This is a genomic window from Streptomyces sp. UG1 (assembly GCF_049974585.1).
In the GTDB taxonomy this organism is placed as follows: domain Bacteria; phylum Actinomycetota; class Actinomycetes; order Streptomycetales; family Streptomycetaceae; genus Streptomyces.
Genome location: NZ_JBNGGG010000007.1, coordinates 151,573 through 167,186 on the forward strand (window position 1 = coordinate 151,573; position 15,614 = coordinate 167,186).

General features: G+C 70.9%; 14 protein-coding genes. 7 read left to right on the forward strand and 7 right to left on the reverse strand.

Going from position 1 to position 15,614, the window contains the following annotated elements; genetic code table 11:
* Positions 1-31: 31 nt before the first annotated feature.
* On the reverse strand, positions 32-694 hold the full coding sequence (locus ACP4J3_RS10270; RefSeq protein WP_426532644.1) for a hypothetical protein: 663 nt from the start codon (positions 692-694) through the stop codon (positions 32-34).
* Positions 695-917: 223 nt separating this feature from the next.
* Between ACP4J3_RS10270 and ACP4J3_RS10275 the strand changes: the two genes are divergently transcribed.
* The 3 genes from ACP4J3_RS10275 (at position 918) to ACP4J3_RS10285 (ending at position 2,497) form a co-directional block, all read left to right on the forward strand.
* A complete protein-coding gene (locus tag ACP4J3_RS10275; protein ID WP_194039068.1) occupies positions 918-1,568 on the forward strand; it encodes a helix-turn-helix domain-containing protein in 651 nt (216 codons plus the stop codon).
* 39 nt (positions 1,569-1,607) lie between these two features.
* Positions 1,608-2,132: a toxin-antitoxin system, toxin component gene (locus ACP4J3_RS10280; RefSeq protein ID WP_426532646.1), complete on the forward strand. Its 525-nt coding sequence runs from the start codon at positions 1,608-1,610 to the stop codon at positions 2,130-2,132.
* 134 nt (positions 2,133-2,266) lie between these two features.
* Positions 2,267-2,497 carry a hypothetical protein gene (locus tag ACP4J3_RS10285; RefSeq protein ID WP_426532648.1) on the forward strand — a complete coding sequence of 77 codons (231 nt, stop codon included), beginning with the start codon at positions 2,267-2,269 and terminating at the stop codon, positions 2,495-2,497.
* 26 nt (positions 2,498-2,523) lie between these two features.
* Here the strand turns inward: ACP4J3_RS10285 and ACP4J3_RS10290 are convergent, their stop codons facing one another.
* Positions 2,524-3,207: a 4'-phosphopantetheinyl transferase family protein gene (locus ACP4J3_RS10290; protein WP_426532650.1), complete on the reverse strand. Its 684-nt coding sequence runs from the start codon at positions 3,205-3,207 to the stop codon at positions 2,524-2,526.
* A complete protein-coding gene (locus ACP4J3_RS10295) occupies positions 3,204-4,064 on the reverse strand; it encodes a metallophosphoesterase family protein (protein WP_426532651.1) in 861 nt (286 codons plus the stop codon). Before ACP4J3_RS10295 ends, ACP4J3_RS10290 begins: the two co-directional genes overlap by 4 nt.
* Before the next feature lie 270 nt (positions 4,065-4,334).
* On the opposite strand from ACP4J3_RS10295, the gene ACP4J3_RS10300 reads away from it, so the two are divergent.
* Positions 4,335-5,468, forward strand: coding sequence for an ATP-grasp domain-containing protein (locus tag ACP4J3_RS10300; protein WP_426532653.1), 1,134 nt, complete (start codon positions 4,335-4,337; stop codon positions 5,466-5,468).
* A gap of 199 nt (positions 5,469-5,667) precedes the next feature.
* On the opposite strand, the gene ACP4J3_RS10305 is transcribed toward ACP4J3_RS10300, so the two are convergent.
* The 4 genes from ACP4J3_RS10305 to ACP4J3_RS10320 all read right to left on the reverse strand — a co-directional run bounded on the left by ACP4J3_RS10305 (position 5,668) and on the right by ACP4J3_RS10320 (position 12,155).
* Complete coding sequence (locus ACP4J3_RS10305) at positions 5,668-6,918, reverse strand: alpha-L-fucosidase (RefSeq protein ID WP_426532655.1); 1,251 nt, start codon at positions 6,916-6,918, stop codon at positions 5,668-5,670.
* Positions 6,918-9,965 carry an alpha-mannosidase gene (locus ACP4J3_RS10310; RefSeq protein ID WP_426532657.1) on the reverse strand — a complete coding sequence of 1,016 codons (3,048 nt, stop codon included), beginning with the start codon at positions 9,963-9,965 and terminating at the stop codon, positions 6,918-6,920. The genes ACP4J3_RS10305 and ACP4J3_RS10310 overlap by 1 nt, the downstream gene beginning before the upstream one ends.
* Positions 9,966-10,053: 88 nt before the next feature.
* Positions 10,054-11,394, reverse strand: coding sequence for a 6-phospho-beta-glucosidase (locus ACP4J3_RS10315; protein ID WP_426532659.1), 1,341 nt, complete (start codon positions 11,392-11,394; stop codon positions 10,054-10,056).
* Positions 11,391-12,155 (reverse strand): DeoR/GlpR family DNA-binding transcription regulator, encoded by a 765-nt coding sequence (locus tag ACP4J3_RS10320; protein WP_426532821.1) that lies wholly within the window; start codon positions 12,153-12,155, stop codon positions 11,391-11,393. The genes ACP4J3_RS10315 and ACP4J3_RS10320 overlap by 4 nt, the downstream gene beginning before the upstream one ends.
* 127 nt (positions 12,156-12,282) lie before the next feature.
* Here ACP4J3_RS10320 and ACP4J3_RS10325 point away from each other — a divergent pair, with 127 nt between their 5' ends.
* The 3 genes from ACP4J3_RS10325 to ACP4J3_RS10335 are packed head-to-tail and all read left to right on the forward strand — an operon-like array spanning position 12,283 to position 15,604.
* A complete protein-coding gene (locus ACP4J3_RS10325; protein ID WP_426532661.1) occupies positions 12,283-13,302 on the forward strand; it encodes a carbohydrate kinase family protein in 1,020 nt (339 codons plus the stop codon).
* 56 nt (positions 13,303-13,358) lie between these two features.
* Positions 13,359-14,645 (forward strand): ABC transporter substrate-binding protein, encoded by a 1,287-nt coding sequence (locus ACP4J3_RS10330; protein WP_426532663.1) that lies wholly within the window; start codon positions 13,359-13,361, stop codon positions 14,643-14,645.
* Positions 14,645-15,604 (forward strand): carbohydrate ABC transporter permease, encoded by a 960-nt coding sequence (locus ACP4J3_RS10335; RefSeq protein ID WP_426532665.1) that lies wholly within the window; start codon positions 14,645-14,647, stop codon positions 15,602-15,604. Before ACP4J3_RS10330 ends, ACP4J3_RS10335 begins: the two co-directional genes overlap by 1 nt.
* The last annotated feature ends 10 nt before the right edge of the window (positions 15,605-15,614 follow it).

Genomic DNA, 15,614 nt, shown 5'->3' on the forward strand with positions numbered 1-15,614 from the left:
GTCGGCGACCTGAACGCCGACGGTGCCCCGTTCAGTCCTCGGTGGCCGGCACCACGCGCAGGTGGGCCGCGCCCTGGCGCGCCCCGCGCGTCCGGGGCCGGTCGCGGCGCAGCTCGCGCAGCACCAGCGTCAGCCGGGTGCAGCCCACCTCCCGCAAGGTGGCGGGCGTCTCGTCCACGACCCGGCACTCGGTGGCGCCCCAGCGCGGGTCTGGGTGCAGCAGCGGGCGTACGGCGCCGTCCTGGGCGACGGCGCGCTCGCCGACCGCGCGGATCCAGTGCGGCAGGCCCTGCCGGTAGGCGGCCTCCATGATCGGGTCCTGGGCGATCTCCCGTCGGATGGCCTGCAGCCCGTGGTCGTGGCCGTGCCGCTCCAGGGCGGCCGCGAAGTGGGCGAGCATCGGCAGGCACCAGCTCGACTCGTGCTCACCGAGGACGGTGCCCGCGTCCGGGTGGAAGAGGACGAATCTGAGGAAGTTGTCGCCGGGCATGGCCGTCGGATGCGGGCCCACGCCGCGGAAAAGTGACGTGAAAGCGGTGTTCGTCAGAACGACGTCCCAGCGGCGGTCGAGCACGACGGACGGGAAGGGCACGGCCTCCACGAGCGCGGCGTAGTCCCGCAGATACGCCTGGGCCTCGGGGCTCTCGGGGACGGGTCGCAGTGCGGATCGCTGTCCACCTGCCTGAAATGCCATCGGGAGGTCACCCCTCTTGCCTATGCGGCCTTCACGCGGCGCCCCGATCCTGCTGCCCTGGCTGTAGCGGTGTCAACTATCGTGGCATTTCGTGCCTGTTGACGGCTGAAATAGGCCACAGTTGTGGCGAGGCCTGGATGTGAGTTCGAACTACCCGGTAATCTCCGTCGAGTTCACGGGAAGGGCTTGTGAGAAGCCTGTGAGAGACGTAGGAGATCTGTCGGTGACGGATGGCTTCGAGGGTCCGGGCGCCACGCCGACGGCAGCGCTGCCGGCCGTCGTCGCCCGTGTCACCGCGCTCGCCGACCGGCTCGGCGTGCCGCACGCGGAGGTCTTCCACACCGGCCGCCTGTCCGTCGCCTGCGGCGTCCCGGAACCGGTGGTCAAGGCCTTGCTGGGCGGCCGCCCCGCGGGGGAGCCGGATGTGCAGGCCCGGTTCCTGCAGCGGCTCGACCTGCTGCGCCGCACCCGCCTGAAGCCGAACGGCCGCAAGTACACCCAGCAGGAGATCGCCGACGGCGCGGGCATGTCCCGGCAGCAGGCCGGCGCCCTGATCAACGGCGACCGGCGCCCGACCATGGAGCACTGTGACGCCATCCAGCGCTTCTTCCGGGTGCACGCCGGCTTCCTCACCGCCGAGGACCCCGAGGCGCTCGCCGGGGCCCTCCAGCGCACCGAGCAGGATTTGCTCCAGAAGCTCGCGGAGCGCGAGGCGGCCCAGGCCGCCGAGGACCCGCTGGAGAAGCTCCTCCAGGACCACGGCGTGCGCGGCATCGCCTGGCGGGCCGCCCAACTGCCCACCGATCAGCACCGCGACAAGGTCGCGGAGTGGCTGGACATGCTCCTGGAGAGCGTCAAGCGACCCGAGTCGTGATCCGGGGAGAACGGGAGATCTGTGGGCATCGGTAGGGAAATGCGCCGCCTGTGCGGCGAGTTGGTCACGGAGCTGACGCTCCCCGCGCCCGCGGCGCCCGAGAAGCTGTACGGGGCGCTGTGCGACGCGATGAGCAGACGCCGCGGCCGGCCCGTCCACTTCCGTACGGCCGCCTTCCCGCCCGGCACGGCCAGCGGGCTGTGGCTCGACATGACCGACCAGGACCTCGTGGTGATCGAGGAACGCACCGCGCCGGATCATCAGTTGGTGATCCTCGGCCATGAGCTGTGGCACATGCAGGCCGGCCACCGCACCCACAGCATCGAGGGTGCCTCGGTGGCGGCCCGGCTCCTGAACGACGAAGCCGACCTGCGGTCCACGGTTCTGAACGTCGCCGCCCGCAGCCGCTTCGACGAGGCCGAGGAGAAGGAGGCCGAGAGCTTCGGCCTGCTGCTGGCCAGCAAGTGCCGTATCTGGCTGGCGTACTCGTCGGTGCGGGGGCAGCGGGACCACCTGGCGGGCCGGATCGAGGCGTCCCTGGGGTACCTGGGGCCGCAGGGCTGACCCGGCGGCGTACCCCCGCTCGGGTGTCCGAATGCGCTGGTCGGGCCCGATTGTCAGTGGTGGACGGCAAGCTTGTGGTGCGCCCTCATGTGCGGGGCGTGACGCGACGACGCCGACTTGGGGAGAGCCGACCGATGCCCACCGCCGTACTGACCGATCGTGAGCGCACCGCCGTCCAGGCCTATCTGCGGCTGTTGCACACCGTACGAGCCGCGTTCGACGGTCCGCCCGGGAAGGGCCGGCCACCGGTGGTGCCGCCCAGCGTCCTGGCCGAGGCGGAACAGGCGCTGGCGGACGCGGGGCTGACGGGCAACGAGGAGGAGTTCTTCCAGCTCCTGAAAGGCTGGTGCCCGGCGGAGCCGTAGCGCCCTCCGGGCGCGGACACGGGGGCTCAGGTGTGCGGCACGCTCACCGCTGACGCCACCAGCCCCCGCTGGACCGTCCACCGGCCCTCGAAGACGTCGACCCGGCGGTCGCCCACCCATGGGCCGGGCACCAGCAGCCGGGCGCGCAGGCCGCCGCTGTGCCGCTCGCCGGGGTCGGCGAAGACCTCGATCTCGGCCTCGGTGAAGTCCAGCCACTGTCCGGTGAGGGGGAACCACGCCTTGTAGACGGACTCCTTGGCGCTGAACAGCAGCCGGTCCCAGTGGACGCCTGGGTGCTCGGCGGCCAGGCGGCGCAGTTGGTCCGTCTCGGCGGGCAGGGCGACGGCGGGCAGCACGCCCTCCGGGAGCGTCTGGTGGGGTTCGGCGTCGATGCCGAGGGAGGCCAGCTCGCCGGCGCGGACCAGCGCGGCGGCGGCGTAGTCGTCGCAGTGGGTCATGCTGCCGACCAGTCCGGCCGGCCAGCCGGGGGCGCCGCGCTCACCGGGCAGGATCGGCTGCGGCGGCACGCCGAGCTTGTCCATGGCGCGGCGCGCGCAGAAGCGTACGACGGCGAACTCCCGGCGCCGCTTGTCGACCGCCCGGGCGACGACCGCCTCCTCCTCGGGGTACAGCGGCGCGGTAGCGGCCTCGTCGTCATCGCCGTACGCCTCGACCGTGACCACCGGCTCCGGCAGCAGCTCCTCGATCAACGGGCCCCGTCCTCCTTGGGCAGAATCCGGCGCAGCCTGCCCGGCGGGTCCGGTCGCTTGCGCCACTCGCGGGGGTAGCCCACGGAGACCTCCTCGAAGCGGACGCCCTCGTGCCAGGTGGTCCGCGGGATGTGGAGGTGTCCGTAGACCATGGTCTCGACCCGGAACCTGCGATGCCAGTCGGCGGTCAGCCGAGTGCCGCACCACATGGCGAACTCGGGGTACCAGAGCACGTCCGTCGGGTGCCGGTCCAGCGGGTAGTGGTTGACGAGGACGGTGGGCAGGTCCTCGGGCAGGGCGGCGAGCCGGCGCTCGGTCCCGGCGACCCGGGCCTCGCACCAGGCCTCGCGGGACGGGTAGGGGTCGGGGTGCAGCAGGTACTCGTCGTTGCACACGATCCCGGTGCCGTGCGCGTACTTCAACCCCTCCTCCTTGGTGGTGCAGCCGGAGGGCAGGAAGGAGTAGTCGTACAGCAGGAACAGCGGCGCCACCGCGACCGGGCCGCCGGGGCCGTCCCAGACGGGGTAGGGGTCCTCGGGGGTGGTCACGTCGAGTTCCCGGCACAGGTCGACCAGGTGTTCGTAGCGCTCGACGCCGCGCAGGGTGACGGGGTCCTTCGGGTGGGTCCACAGCTCGTGGTTGCCGGGTGCCCAGACGACCTTGCGGAAGCGGCCGGCGAGGGTCTTGAGGGCCCAGCGGATGTCGGCGACGGTCTCGGCCACGTCACCGGCGACGAGCAGCCAGTCGTCGTCGGATGCGGGGCGCATCCGCTCGACGAGGGCGCGGTTCTCCTCGTAGCCGATGTGCAGGTCGCTGATGGCCAGCAGTTGTCCGGCACCGCCGGCCGTCGACGTCACCCTGCGCCCCTTTCGATCACCCCGGACGATCACACGAATGACACCACGAGAACACATGGCGCCGGGCCGGTACAAGGAGACGGTCAGGAAGGTTCCGCAATTCCGTAACACGTACGTTGCACGGGGCACCCCTGCAAACCCCTATGATCGCCCCAACACCACTGCTCTGAACGCCCCCTCGCAAGGGGCGAACTGGTGACCCTCCAACCACCCTGCCCGGGTACGGGCCTGCTTCGCCCTGCCCGCGAACCCCCGAAAGGACGGCCCTGCATGGTCTCTCGCGTACGCGTCTGGCTCAACCGCACGTACGCGGAGAACGTGTTCTTCATGGATCAGCTCCGACGAAATCCCAGCGATCGGGCCGTGGAGATCCATGCCACGCACGGGGACGCCGACTCGCCCGTGCTGGCCGCCGCCGACACCGCCGACATGGAGCCGGAGGGCCTGTCCCCGGCCGGGTACGTGGAGTACGCCCTCGCCCAGTGCCGGCGCCGCGGCATCGATGTGTTCGTGCCCCGGCTGCACCAGTCGGCGATCGTGGCGCACCGGGCGGAGTTCGAGGCGATCGGTACCGCGCTGCTCGCACCGCCGCCTCAGGCCGTGGCGGTGTTCCAGGACAAGGTGATCGCCTACGAGGCCGTGCAGGCCATCGGGGTGCCGGTGCCGCCGTGGTGGCGGGTGCGCAACGCCGATGAACTGGTCGCGGCGGTCGAGGAGTTGGAGGCGGCGGGCCACAAGGCCTGCTTCAAGCCGGCCTCCGGTGCGGGCGGGGTGGGCTTCCGCGTCATCACGCGCGCCCCCTTCTCGCTTCTGCACCTCAGCGGGTTCCCGACGCCGTATGTGCAGCTCGATCTGGTGCTGGACGCGCTGCGGCGCACCGACGAGCCGGTGGACTGGCTGGTGATGCCCCGGCTGGAGCAGCCGGAGGTGTCGGTGGACTGTCTCACCGGTCCGGACAACCGGGTGCGGCTGGCGATCGGCCGGATCAAGAACGGCCGCCGTCGCGGGTTCACCCTGCAGGAGCAGTGGCTGAGGCCGGCGCGGCTGATCGCCGAAGGGTTCGGGCTGCACTATCTGTCGAACATCCAGTTCCGGATGTTCGGGGACACGCCGGTGCTGATGGACGTCAACACCCGGCCGGCGGGCGGGCTGCACCAACTGTCGCTGTGCGGGGTCAATGTGCCGTGGCTGGCGGTGCAGTTGGCGCTCGGCGAGGACCAGGGCGAGGTGGTTCCGCCCTTCCTCGGCCAGGACTACACGGTGGTCTCGGGTCCCCGGCAGCTCAGGCCGGTGTCGATTCCGCAGCAGCGCGCCGAGGAGACGGAGCCGTTGCTGCCGACGATCCCGGCACCGGCACCGACCGAGCCGGTTCAGAGCGGAACGGCCCAGGCACTGCCGCTCTGAGCCGCCTCCGGTTCGGTCCCGGGAGATTTCTGTCCCGGAAGGGTGTATCAGATGCCCGGCCGCGCGCTCATATCAGTGAGGGACAACGGGGGAACGCACCACACGGGGATGCACCACCACGGGGGAAGCACGGGGGACTTCGGGTCGGCCGACCGCCGTAACGGGGCGGCGGCCGGCCGGCCTGAAGTGGGGCGCGGGATCAGAAGCGGCCCGAGCCTCGGTACAGCTCCAGCTCACCGTCCAGTTCGAGCGCGAGGACGGTCGCGTACGGTTCGAGGTCGGCCGCGGCCGGCGGGTCGATCCACAGCACGCCCACCGCGTCGTGCAGTCCGCCCACCACCCGATGGCCCAGTTCCGTCCCCGTACCGAGCACGGTGACCCGCCGGACCGCCGTCGCCAGGCCCCGGACGCCGATCTCGGCGCGCGGGATGTCGAACAGGGTGAGGTACAGCGTGCGGCGGTCCGCGGAGAGGGTGCTCGGCCCGTAGTGGTGACCGGCGGGCAGCCCGCGCACCGTCCCGTACACCGCCTCCGCGTGCTTGCCGATCCACTGCCCCAGGCCTTCAAGGCGCTCGACCTGTGGCTGCGGAATCGTGCCGTCCTCCATCGGGCCGACGTCGAGCAGCAGGTTGCCGCCCGAGCCGATGGTCTCGGTGAAGTAGCGGACCAGCTGGGCGAGGGACTTGTGGTTGTGGTCGTGGTGCTGGTAGCCCCATGAGTCGTTGATCGTCAGGCACAGCTCCCACGGCCCGTCCGGAGGCACGATGGGCGCGCCCTGTTCGGGGGTGGCGTAGTCGCCCTCGCTGAGCATGCGCGCGTTGAAGACGACCTGCGGCACGTACGACCGGATGAGCGCGGCGAGTTCGGGGATGCGCCACTGCTCCTCGCTGCGGTCCCACTCGCCGTCGAACCACATCAGGTCCGGCCGGTAGCGGGAGGCCAGTTCGCGGATCTGGCCGTCCCGGTAGGCGATGAACCGCTCCCAGGCCGCCGGGTCCTCGTCCTCGGCCGCGCACTCCGAGTAGGGGTTGTCCTCCTGCTCCGGCGGGCGGCCCGGCTTGCGCGTGGAGGCGTAGTCGGGGTGGTTCCAGTCGGAGTGCGAGTAGTAGAAGCCGACCTTCAGGTCCTTCTCGCGCAGCGCGTCGGCGTACGGGCCGAGGTAGTCCTTGCCGAGGTTGAGGTCGCCGTACGACGTGTCCCACAGCGCCACCCCGTCGTGGTGACGGCTCGTCAGCACCGCGTACTTCGCGCCCGCGCGGGCGAACAGGTCCGCCCAGGCCCGGGGGTCGTAGTGGGCGCCGGTGAAACGGTCGAGCTGGGACATGTACCGGTCGTGCGGGACGATGCCGTCGTAGAACGACCAGGACTCCTGGACGCCGTCGACGGCGTAGATGCCCCAGTGGACGAAGATCCCCAGCTTGGCGTCGGTGAACCAGGGTTGCATGGGCATCAGTTGGCCCCGGCGCGCCGCAGGCGGAGGGTCAGCACCTGGAAGGGGCGCAGCGAGACCGCGACCCCGCCGTCCACCTCGGCCTCCTGGAGCGGGCGCTCCAGCAGGTCGGTGATCTGGGCCCCGGCCAGCGGGAACCCGGTGCGCACGACGCCTTGGGCCCGGCCGCCCCGCGACTCGTAGAGCCGTACGACGACGTCGCCGGACTCGTCGTCGGCCAGCTTGACCGCCTCGACGGTCACCCCGTCGCCGGCCACGGAGACCACCGGCTCGGGCGCGCCCGCGGCGTCCGCCACGCGCAGCGGCAGATTGAGGGCGTAGCCCTCGGCGACGGCGTCCTCGATGCTCGCACCGGGGAGCAGGGAGTAGGTGAAGCGGTGCATGCCCTGGTCGGCCTCGGGGTCGGGGACGCGCGGGGCGCGCACCAGGCTGAGGCTGACCCTGGTGGTCGTACCGCCGTCCTCGCGGACCGTGCGGGAGACGTCGTGGCCGTACGTCGAGTCGTTGATGACCGCGACTCCGTAGCCGGGCTCGGCGATGTGCACCCAGCGGTGGCCGGAGACCTCGAAGCGGGCCGCCTCCCAGCTCGTGTTGGTGTGGGTGGGGCGCTGGATGTGGCCGAACTGGATCTCGGCGCAGGAGTACGGGGCGCGGATGTCCACCGGGAAGCCCGCCTTGAGGATCTTCTCGGCCTCGTGCCAGTCGATCTCGGTCTGGAAGTCGATACGGGGGCTGCCGGCGCGCAGGGTGATGGTCTGGGTGATGCGCGATCCCTTGCCGAAGCTGCGCTCGACCTTGATCGCCCCGGCCAGCGGGTCCGCCTCGACGACGGTCACAGCGTCCGTCTCCAGCAGGTCCTTGTAGCGGTTCTTGTAGTGCTTGTCGATGTCCCAGGCGTCCCAGTAGTTGGGCAGGTCGGTGTGGAGGCGGAGCTGGTTGCCCCGGTCGGCGAGGACTTCGCGGTTGGCCCGGATGTCGTACACGGAGGACAGGGTGCCGTCCTCGGCGACCTCGACGCGGACCAGGCCGTTGTCGAGGACGCGGCCGGAGACGGACACCGGGTGCGCGGGCTCGGCGGCGGTCAGGGGCGCGCTGCCGTTCGCGGGCACCTTCACATACGCCGGCGCGCCCTCGGCCGTGCGGACCACCTCGGCACGCGCGTACGGGCTCGTGTTGAAGACCCGCGCCTCTCCCCCGCCCAGCGCCGCGACCGCCTCGGCCGCCAGCGCCTCCAGTTCCTCGGCGACGCGGGCGTATTCGGCCTCCGCCTCGCGGTGCACCCAGGCGATGGACGAGCCCGGCAGGATGTCGTGGAACTGGTGCAGCAGGACCGTCTTCCACAGGCGGTCCAGCTTCTCGTACGGGTAGGAGTAGCCCGGCGCGTGCAGCGCGGCGGTCGTGGCCCACAGCTCGGCCTCGCGCAGCTTGTGTTCGCTGCGCCGGTTGCCCTGCTTGGTGCGGGCCTGGGAGGTGTGGGTGGCGCGGTGCAGCTCCAGGTAGAGCTCGCCGTTCCAGACCGGGGCGTCCTCGTACTCCGCGCGGGCCTTGGCGAAGAACTCGTCGGGGTGCTCGACGACGACCTTGGGCGAGCCCTCCAGGTCGGCGAGCCGCCGCGCCCGCTCCATGATCTCGCGGGTGGGGCCGCCACCGCCGTCGCCCCAGCCGAAGGGAGCGAGGGAGCGGGTGCCGCCGCCCTTCTCGGAGTAGTTCCGTACCGCGCGGTCCATCTCCTCGCCGCTGAAGCGGGCGTTGTAGGTGTCGACCGGCGGGAAGTGAGTGAAGATGCGGGTGCCGTCGATGCCCTCCCACCAGAACGTGTGGTGGGGGAACTTGTTGGTCTGGTTCCAGGAGATCTTCTGGGTGAGGAACCACTCGTTGCCGGCGAGCTTGGCGAGCTGCGGGTAGGCGGCGGTGTAGCCGAAGGAGTCCGGCAGCCAGACGCCCTTGGTCTCGATGCCGAAGTGCTCGATGAAGAACCGCTTGCCGTGGATGAACTGGCGGGCCATCGCCTCGCCGCCGGGCAGGTTGCCGTCGGCCTCGACCCACATGCCGCCGACCGGCGCCCACTGGCCCTTCTTCACCGACTCCTGGATGCGGGCCCACACGTGGGGGTAGTTGTCGCGCACCCACTCGTACTGCTGGGCCTGGGAGCAGGCGAAGATGAAGTCGTCGTACTCGTCGGCCAGGGACGTGACGTTGGAGAAGGTGCGGGACGTCTTGCGCTTGGTCTCACGGATCGGCCACAGCCAGGCGGAGTCGATGTGGGCGTGGCCGACGCCGGAGATCGTGTGCGCGCTGGCGTGCGCGGGGCGGGCCAGGACCGGCGCGAGTACCTCGCGCACGGCCGTGGCGCTGCCCGAGATGTCGTCCAGGTCGAGCACGTCCATGGCCCGGTCGAGAGCGTGCATGATCTCGTGGCGGCGCGGCTCGTGCTCCCCGAGGTGGACCATGAGCTCGCGCAGCACCTGGAGGTCCAGGTCGAGGTGGAAGACCTCCTCGTCCAGGACGGCGATGTCGGCGCGCTTGAAGGTGTAGAGGGGCTTGTCGCCCGCGGTCAGGACGTCGCCGAGCGGGGTCGGGGCGGCGAAGTTGTTCGCCAGGATGTCGGGGTTGGAGGCGGCCTCGACCAGGTAGTCGATCTCCTCGCCGCCCGAGACCGGGTTGCCGATCGGCACGTACTGGTTGAGCGGGTTGACGGCCTTCAGGGGGCGGCCGTCGGGCAGGTGGACCAGGGCCTCGGCCTGGTTGCCGGGCCAGTCCCCGGTGAAGCCGAGGTCGATGACCGCCTCGACCCGCCGCCCGGCCCACTCGGCGGGCACCCGGCCGCGCATCCGGAACCAGGTGGTGCCCCAGGGCGGGCCCCACGGGGTGTCCATCGCGAAGGGCGTGTACCGGGCGGCCGCGGCCTCCTCGAACGAGACCGGCTCGCCCGGCGCCTGCCAGGCCTCGACCTCGAAGGGGACGGTGGCCGAGTAGATCGCGGGCTTGATGCGCTGGGTGTGGACGCGCTCGACGCGCTCTTCGATCCTGCGGCGTTCGTCGTGCATGGGGGTTCTCCAGTGAAGCCGGGGAGGTACGGAAGCTCGGGGGCAGGCAAGCCCCGGGCCAGTCGGGAAAGCGCTTACCCGAAGGCGCTCACCTAAGGTACGCCAGGCCAGGGTGCACGGCCGTGTAGCCCTCCACCAGCCTGCGGGCCACGTTGACCGAGTCGACCAGCGGATGCAGCGCGAAGGCCTTGACCGCCGTCGTACGGGAGCCGGACTCGGCCGCGGCCAGCACCTCGCGCTCGACCGCCTTGACCGAGCAGACGAGCCCGGTGGCATGGTCGGGCAGCGGGGCGACGGCGACCGGGTGGGCGCCGTTGGCGTCGACCAGGCAGGGCACCTCGATGACGGCGTCGGAGTCGAGCACCGACAGCGTGCGCTGGTTGCGGACGTTGAGGATCAGGGTGGTGCGCTCGTCGCGGGCGATGGCCCGCATCAGCGCCAGCGCCACCTTCTCGTAGCCGCCGGAGAGGTCGTCGGCGTCGCGCTCGCCGGCGCCGGCGGTCTCCCGGTTCTCGGACATGTAGGTGGCCTCGCGCTCGGCGCGGGTGCGGTCCCAGACCTGAAGGGCACAGGCGTCCGGGTCGCGCATCCGCTCGTAGAAGCGGGCCTGCTGGTCGCGCAGGAAGGCGCCGCGGGTCTTGTCGGCCTCCTGGTAGGCGCGCACGGCCTCGCGGTTGAAGTAGTAGTAGTGCAGGTATTCGTTGGGGACGGCGCCGAGCGAGCGCAGCCAGTCGACGCCGAAGAGCTTGCCCTCCTCGAAGGAGCCGAGCAGATCGGGGTCGGCGAGCAGGCGCGGCAGTTCGTCGCGGCCGGCCACGCGCAGGCCGCGCACCCAGCCGAGGTGGTTGAGGCCGACGTAGTCGATCCAGGCCTCGCCGGGGTTCTTCACGCCGAGGACGCGGGCGATACGGCGGCCGAGGCCGACCGGTGAGTCGCAGATGCCGATGACGCGGTCGCCGAGGTGGCGGGACATGGCCTCGGTGACCAGGCCCGCGGGGTTGGTGAAGTTGATGACCCAGGCGTCCGGCGCGAGCCGGGCCACCCGCCGGGCGATGTCGACGGCGACCGGGACGGTGCGCAGGCCGTAGGCGATGCCGCCCGCGCCGACCGTCTCCTGGCCGAGGACACCCTCGGCGAGGGCGACCCGCTCGTCGTTCGCCCTGCCCTCGAGGCCGCCGACGCGGATCGCGGAGAAGACGAAGTCGGCGCCGCGCAGCGCCTCGTCCAGGTCGGTGGTGGCGCTCACCTCGGGTGCGTCGGGCACGCCGGCCGCCTGCTCGGCGAGCACCCGGGTGACGGCGGAGAGCCGCTGCGCGTCCAGGTCGTGCAGCACGACGCGGGTGACCCGGCCCTCGGCGCGGTCGCCGAGGAGCGCGCCGTACACGAGCGGCACGCGGAATCCGCCGCCGCCCAGAATCGTCAGTTTCACGCTTGCACCTTTCCTGCCACGACCACCTCGACGCCCGCCTCCTCCAGGGAGGACCGGGTCGCCGGGTCGACCGGCGCGTTCGTCACCACCACGTCCAGGTCCTGCGGGCCGCAGACCTTCGCCATCCCGTGCCCGGGGAACTTCGCCGCGTCGGCCAGCAGCACGACCTTGTCACCGGCCTTGATCATCGCCCGCTTCACCGGCACCTCGACGACCGTCGTGTCCATCACCTGCCCGCCCGGCCGCACTCCACTGGTGCCCAGGAACAGCCAGTCGGCATGCAACTGGCGCAGATTGTCCTCGGTGAGGAAGCCGACCAGGGAGCGGTACTCGCGGCGGACCATGCCGCCGAGCAGCACCAGCTCGATGCCCTCGTCGTCGGCCAGCTCCTCGTAGACCACCAGGTTGCTGGTGATCACGGTGAGCCGGCGGCCGTGCAGCTGGCGGGCCAGCCGGAAGGCGGTGGTGCCGATGTCGAGCAGTACCGACTGACCGTCCTCGATCATCGCGGCGGCATGCGCGGCTATGGCGTCCTTCTCGGGCACCCGCACCTCGGCGACCTCGGCGAAGGGCTGGTCGCCCTCCTCCACGACGGCGCCGCCGTGCACCCGGGTGAGCAGCCCGTCCTCCTCGAGTTTGACCAGGTCACGCCTGATCGTGGCCGGGCTCACACCCAGCCGCTCGGAGAGATCGGTCACGGCCGCGGGGCCACCGGAGCGCAGGGCCCGCAGGATGAGTTGGTGTCGTCGTTCTGCCAGCACGACGTGAACACTACTCGTCATCTTCAATCATCGCCATGCTCATTTCTGCTCGGGTATTGACGCATCCCGCCGAGCGGCGCACGATTCCGCTCACCGAAATGAAGAGTTTTGACGAGAGGACGGTGCTGTGGACGACGACCGGCCCGATGTGCTGCTGACCGGGCTGCTCTTCTACGACCTCGTCCTCACGGGGCTCGGGAAGCCGCCGACCCCGGGCGAGGAGATCTGGACCGGCGGCATGGGCTGCGGCCCGGGCGGCATCGCCAACCTCGCGGTGGCCGCCGCCCGCTTCGGCCTGAAGACCTCGCTGGCCACGGTGTTCGGCGACGACCTCTACGGCGAGTACTGCCGGGACGTCCTGTGCGACCAGGAGGACATCGACCTCTCGCTCTCGCGCACCGCGGACAACTGGCCCACCCCCGTCACCGTCTCCCTCGCCTACGCCCACGACCGGGCCCTCGTCACCCACGGCCAGGAGCCCCCGTACTCACAGGACGCGCTGATGGGCGACCCGCCCGAGGCGCGCACGGCCTTCGTGCACCTCGAGGCCGAACCCCGCCGGTGGCTCGCCAAGGCCGCCGCGAACGGCACCCAGGTCTACGCCGACGTCGGCTGGGACCCCACCCAGCAGTGGTCGACCGACCTCCTCGACCAGCTCTCCCTGTGCCACGCCTTCCTCCCCAACGAGACCGAGGCGATGGCGTACACCCGCACCGACAGCGCCCTCGCGGCCCTCGGCACGCTCAGCGAGCTGGTGCCGGTGGCCGTCGTCACGCGTGGCGGCGACGGCGCGGTCGCCGTGGACCAGACGACCGGCGAGTACGCGGACGTGCCCGCCCTCGGTGTCGACGTCCTCGACGCGACCGGCGCCGGGGACGTCTTCGGGGCGAGCTTCGTCGCGGCCTCGCTGGGCGGCTGGCCGCTGGCGGAACGGCTGCGGTTCGCCGTCCTGGCCGCCGGGCTGTCGGTCCGGCGGCACGGCGGGGCGCTGGCCGCCCCTGGCTGGTACGGCGTCGACCGCTGGTGGCGCTCGCTGACCGACCCCGGGCTGAAGCGGGCGTACGGCTTCCTGGCGGACCGGCTCCCGGACGATCCCGGGCCGCCCGTCGCACACGCCCCCGTGACCCCGCCCGCACGGCAGAACTGACTCCCCCCACGCCCCTCATGCGAAGTCCCGAAAAGATCCGAAAGGCGGTGGGAGCTGTGCGGCTCTCACGAAGAGGCCTGCTCCGCGCGGGCATGGCCGGTACGGCCGCCACGGCGCTCGGCGGCCTGGCGTCCGGCTGTGCCGTTCCGACCGGCTCGACCGGCCGGAACATGGTCCTGTGGTACTGGAGCGGCGGTCTGAGCGACACGGTCGTCAAGAACGCCAAGGCGCGTTACGGCCGCTCCGTGGACCTCGACGCCATCCAGATCGGCGGCTACTACCGCTCGAAGCTGATCACCACGATGGCGGGCAACGCCCACATCCCCGACATCGCCGGCCTCAAGGGCGAGGACATGGCGTCCTATCTGCCCAACGCCGGCCAGTTCGTCGACCTCAGGACGCTCGGTGCCGACCGGCTCAAGAGCCAGTACCTGGACTGGAAGTGGCAGCAGGGGGTCGCTCCGGACGGCAGCCTGATCGGGTTCCCGATCGACGTCGGTCCGGTCGTGCACTACTACCAGCCCGCCGTCTTCGAGAAGGCCGGGCTGGCCCACGAACCCGACGACGTGTCCCGGGAACTGGACTCCTGGGAGAAGTTCTTCGCCGCCGGCGAGCAGTTGAAGAAGCGGATCCCCGGGACGTACATCCTGACCGACGTCGGCAGCGTCTTCGAGATGTCGATCGGCCAGGGCACCACCCGGTTCGTCGACAAGGACCGCAACTTCATCGGCGACGGCCAGAACGTCCGCACCTGCTGGGAGCGGGCCGTGGAGGCCAAACGGCGCGGGATCGTGTCGAACATCGTGACGGGCACGCCCGACTCGATCTCGGCCACCGAGAAGGGGAAGCTGCCCAGTCAGCTCAACGCCTCCTGGGCCGCCGGCGACCTCAAGCTCGCGTACCCGAAGACCGAGGGCAAGTGGCGGGTGGCCAACTGCCCGGGCGGCCCCTCGAACGTCGGCGGCTCCTTCCTTGCGATCACGAAGGCGTGCCGGGAACCCGAGCGGGCCTTCGAGATCATCACCTGGATGCTGAACGCGGACAACCAGGCCCAGGGCTTCGTCGAAGCCGGGCTCTTCCCGTCGACCCCGGCGTCGTACGAGATGAAGAAGCTGCGCGAGCCTGACCCGTTCTTCGGCGATCAGATCACCATGGACGTCTTCGGACCGGCCGCCGAGAAGATCCCGGTCGCCTTCAACAGCCCCTACGACATCGCGCTCGGGCAGCCGATCAGGGACGAGATCAAGAACGTCGGCGTCCTCGGCAAGAATCCGAAGAAGGCCTGGGAGGACGCCATGGGCAAGTGCCGGCGGATCGCCAAGCACCTGGGGGTGAGCTTCTGATGGCCGTCATCGAGCAGACCCCGACCCCGCCCGTCGTGGCACCGTCCACACCCGCGCGGCCCAAGAAGGGCCTGCGCAAGCACTGGCACCTCTACGCCGCGATCTCCCCCTTCTACCTCCTCTTCCTCGCCTTCGGCCTGATCCCCGTCGGCTTCTCGCTCTACCTGTCCTTCCACCGCTGGGACGGCCTCGGCTCGATGGAGTGGGCGGGTCTGTCGCAGTACCAGTACCTGGTGAGCGACAGCGACTTCTGGCAGTCGATCGGGAACACGCTTCTCATCTGGGCGCTGGCCACCTTCCCCATGATCTTCCTGGCGATGGTGACGGCCGTGATGCTCAACTCGGCGGTCCGCTTCAAGAACGTCTACCGGTTCGCGTACTTCCTGCCGAACGTCACCTCGGTCGTCGCCATCGCGATCGTCTTCGGCTCGATCTTCTCCACCAACTTCGGCCTGGTGAACGCGCTGTTGCAGGCGGTGGGGCTCGACCAGGTGGCCTGGCTGAACACCCCGTGGGGCATCAAGGTCGCCATCGCCACGCTGATGACCTGGCAGTGGACCGGCTACAACGCCATCATCTTCCTCGCCGGGCTCCAGACCATCCCGGGCGACCTGTACGAGGCGGCCCGCATCGACGGCGCCGGCCCCGTGCAGACCTTCTTCCGGGTCACCCTGCCCCTGCTGCGGCCGACGCTGCTGTTCGTGCTGGTCGTCTCCACGGTCACCGGACTGCAGAGCTTCTCCGAGCCGCAGGTGCTGCTGCAGACCACGGCCAACGAGTCGACGTTCTCGGGCGGGCCCGACCACGCCGGCCGGACCATGGTCCTCTACTTCTTCCAGCAGACCTTCGACAACAACGACTTCGGGTACGGCGCCGCCGTGGCGTGGGGCATCTTCCTGGTCGTCGTCCTCTTCTCGATCATCAACTGGCGCCTGGTGCAGCGCCGGGGCGAACAGTAGGAAGGCCGCG